Here is a 3050-nt window from a genome sequence, read left to right on the forward strand (position 1 = left end):
CGTGGTTTAAAGTCTTTTCGCAGCGCCTGACATATAATTCTAAGATTAGAATTGCACAATTTAGGCAAAAATAAAGCAATGGAGTGCTGCAGTAATGAATAGACTGAAGGAATTGATAGGCGATCTTCAGGATTTCTACCTGCTTTCCATTAGAGGACTGCTAAGCATCTTTAAGAGGCCTTTATATCTAAGAGATATGATAGAACAGATGGACTACGCCGGGGCAGGCTCGTTTTTCATTATCTTCATAGTCTCCCTCTTCGTGGGCATGGCCCTTTCCCTCCAGTTGTCTGCGGAACTCTCAAGGCTCGGAATGAAGGTATATACAGGAAAGGTCGTCGGCATATCGGTGATCAGGGAATTGGGGCCTGTGGTGGCTGCCATCGTTTTTACCGGAAGGGTTGGCGCAGGGATGGCTTCTGAATTAGGGTTGATGGTGTTGGGACACCAGGTGGACACATTCAGGGTATTCGGTGTCGACCCAATAAAAAAGCTTGTTACACCGAGGATAGTTAGTTCCATAATAATGCTTCCTGCCCTGACAATCATAGGAGACGCCGTCTCCCTTTTCGGCGGATATTATATAGCGGTGTTTGTAAGCAATCAGAGCGGTACAGTATACTGGAGTTCGATACGGGAGGAATTGATCTTCGAGAATGTCTTCTTCGGCGCTATTAAACCCTTTGTCTTCGGGTATCTCATAGCCTGCATATGCTGCTACATGGGGCTTTCCACAAAAGGCGGAGCAACCGGTCTCAGGCAGTCCACCACAAAGGCTGTTGTAACGTCAATCATAATGATTATAGTCTCCGATTTTATACTCACAAGGATACTGCTTTATGTGCTGGGGTTTTCAGTATGATTGTATTCGATAAGGTATGTTTTTCATACGGCTCAAGGCAGATTATCAAAGACCTGAGTTTTTCCATAAACTCTGACGAAAGGGTTGCAATCCTCGGAGGAAGCGGGGAAGGAAAGACCACGATCCTCAAGCTGATAATGGGCCTCATAAAACCCGATTCAGGGAAGATAATTATCGATGGCGAGGATATAACAGGGAAGACAGAAGACGAACTGAGAGAAGTACGGATGAAGTTTAGCCTTGTATTTCAGGAAGGGGCGCTCTTTGATTCTCTAAATGTAAAGGAAAATGTGGCATTCTGTCTGAGGGAATATACTAAGATGGCAGAAGAAGAGATAGACAGGAAGGTCAGGGAATTGCTCAGGATTGTGGGAGTGGAGCATGCAATGGAGTTTATGCCCGAAGAACTGAGCGGAGGAATGCACAGAAGGGTTTCCATAGCAAGGTCATTGGCTGCATGCGATCCAAAAATGTTCCTTTACGATGAGCCCACATCAGGCCTTGACCCTGTGAATGCAGACAATATCTGCAAGCTGATTCTGGAGTTGTCGAAAGACGGAAAAGGTTTTATCATCGTCACGCACAAGGTTGTGGATGCATTAAGGGTTGCAAGCAGGTTTATGTTTTTAAAGGATGGAGAACTGGTATTTGACGGGGACAGTGAAAAACTATTACATTCAGATATTCCTGATATCCAGGTATTTATCAGCGAATTAAACTATGCAGGGGTAAAAAATGTTTGATATGAAAAGACAGCTTATGTGGTCGAAGCTCAAGGTGGGCATTGTTGTAACCATTGCCTTCCTGCTTTTGTTATTTACTGTATTGTTTGCAGGGGGCATAGAAAGCATGCTTTCACCAAAGATTGATATTAAGGCTCAGATTAAGGATGTGAGGGGATTGAGAAAGGGATCACCTGTGTGGATATCCGGCGTAGAGATAGGCTCTGTTAAGAGTATAGACCTCCATGCAGAATACGGCACCATGGTCACCATGTCTATAGCTAAGAAATCCGCAAAGCATATACGAAAAGATTCCACTGTTACTGTCAAGACCATCGGGCTTCTTGGAGACAAATACATCGAAATCAGCCTGGGATCTCCTGATGCAGCACCTATATCCCATGGAGATACCATAAAAGGGGTTGAGCAGATAGAGATTAAGGATATTATCAAAGCAGGCTCCACCACCCTTGTGAAGATTACGGAGTTTATAGGAGAACTCGAAGGCTTTCTTAAAAAGATAGAGAAAAGCGCCACAGGAATTGCCAATTCAAAGTTCCTTACAGACCCTCAACTCTATAATAATCTTCAGGATGCTTCAAAGTCTTTGTCAGGAATCCTGAAGGATTTTAAGGAGTCGGAAGGGACGGTTAAGAAACTCATAGAAGACCCTTCCCTCTACAATAAAATGCTCTCGGCTACATCCTCTGTGGAAGAATTCGGCAGGAAGGTGACAGAGGGTGAGGGCTCATTGAAGAAACTCGCAGAAGACCCTGCATTATACGAAAACCTCAGTAAGGCATCGAAACAGCTTGCTGCTGTCCTGGATAAAATTGAGGCAGGAGAAGGTGTAGCGGGAAGCCTGGTCAAGGATAAGAAGCTCGAAAGCGAATTCAAAGAGAGTGTATCGGAGCTTAAGGCATTGACCAAGGATTTAAGCGAGCTGGCAAAAGATATCAAGGCAAATCCAAAGAAATATTTTAAATTCAGCATTTTCTAAATGGGGGATAAAAGAATATGAGAAGCTTTATTTTGGCTGCATTTGTATTATGTTTATTCTCTTGTTTTGCAGATGCCAGGGAGTCATGCATCACAGAAAAGTGTCACTCCAATATGGGCAAGGAAAAGTATGTGCACGGCCCTGTGGCAGTTGGTGACTGCCTGATGTGCCACTCTAAAACAGGACAGCATAAATTTGCACCGATAAAGGGTGACGAAAAGCTCTGTTATAAATGCCATCCCGACAGGATAGATACAACTAAAGGGGTCCACAGACAGGTTAAAGGTAACTGTTCACAATGCCATGACCCACATCAGTCTTCTTACAAATACCAGTTGAAAAAAAGAAAAGATGTGATAAACTTTATCTAAGTAGGGCTATTTTATATGCCAGATACTGCTCAGAGACTTTAAAAGTGTTGATTCAAGTGTATATGAGAGATGATAAATGCATTATCTATCAAGCA

Annotated in this window: 4 protein-coding genes; all 4 read left to right on the forward strand. The window is 43.4% G+C overall.

Going from position 1 to position 3050, the window contains the following annotated elements; translation table 11 throughout:
• Positions 1-94 precede the first annotated feature (94 nt).
• Genes V7L97_RS11870 through V7L97_RS11885 form a run of 4 tightly spaced genes read left to right on the forward strand, consistent with a single transcriptional unit; the run spans position 95 to position 2955 of the window.
• Complete coding sequence (locus V7L97_RS11870) at positions 95-862, forward strand: MlaE family ABC transporter permease (RefSeq protein WP_333656247.1); 768 nt, start codon at positions 95-97, stop codon at positions 860-862.
• Complete coding sequence (locus V7L97_RS11875) at positions 859-1605, forward strand: ABC transporter ATP-binding protein (RefSeq protein WP_333656249.1); 747 nt, start codon at positions 859-861, stop codon at positions 1603-1605. Before V7L97_RS11870 ends, V7L97_RS11875 begins: the two co-directional genes overlap by 4 nt.
• A complete protein-coding gene (locus tag V7L97_RS11880; RefSeq protein ID WP_333656252.1) occupies positions 1598-2584 on the forward strand; it encodes an MlaD family protein in 987 nt (328 codons plus the stop codon). The genes V7L97_RS11875 and V7L97_RS11880 overlap by 8 nt, the downstream gene beginning before the upstream one ends.
• A 17-nt stretch (positions 2585-2601) precedes the next feature.
• Entirely contained in the window at positions 2602-2955 is a 354-nt protein-coding gene (locus tag V7L97_RS11885; RefSeq protein WP_333656254.1) for a cytochrome c3 family protein, read from the forward strand.
• Positions 2956-3050 lie beyond the last annotated feature (95 nt).

Source organism: Dissulfurispira sp., assembly GCF_036745535.1.
In the GTDB taxonomy this organism is placed as follows: Bacteria; Nitrospirota; Thermodesulfovibrionia; order Thermodesulfovibrionales; family Dissulfurispiraceae; genus Dissulfurispira.

Excerpts from the sequence above, each read along its gene's own strand:
- V7L97_RS11885 (WP_333656254.1), top strand. The coding sequence starts at position 2,602 with ATGAGAAGCTTTATTTTGGCTGCATTTGTATTATGTTTATTCTCTTGT.
- V7L97_RS11880 (WP_333656252.1), top strand. The coding sequence starts at position 1,598 with ATGTTTGATATGAAAAGACAGCTTATGTGGTCGAAGCTCAAGGTGGGC.
- V7L97_RS11875 (WP_333656249.1), top strand. The coding sequence starts at position 859 with ATGATTGTATTCGATAAGGTATGTTTTTCATACGGCTCAAGGCAGATT.
- V7L97_RS11870 (WP_333656247.1), top strand. The coding sequence starts at position 95 with ATGAATAGACTGAAGGAATTGATAGGCGATCTTCAGGATTTCTACCTG.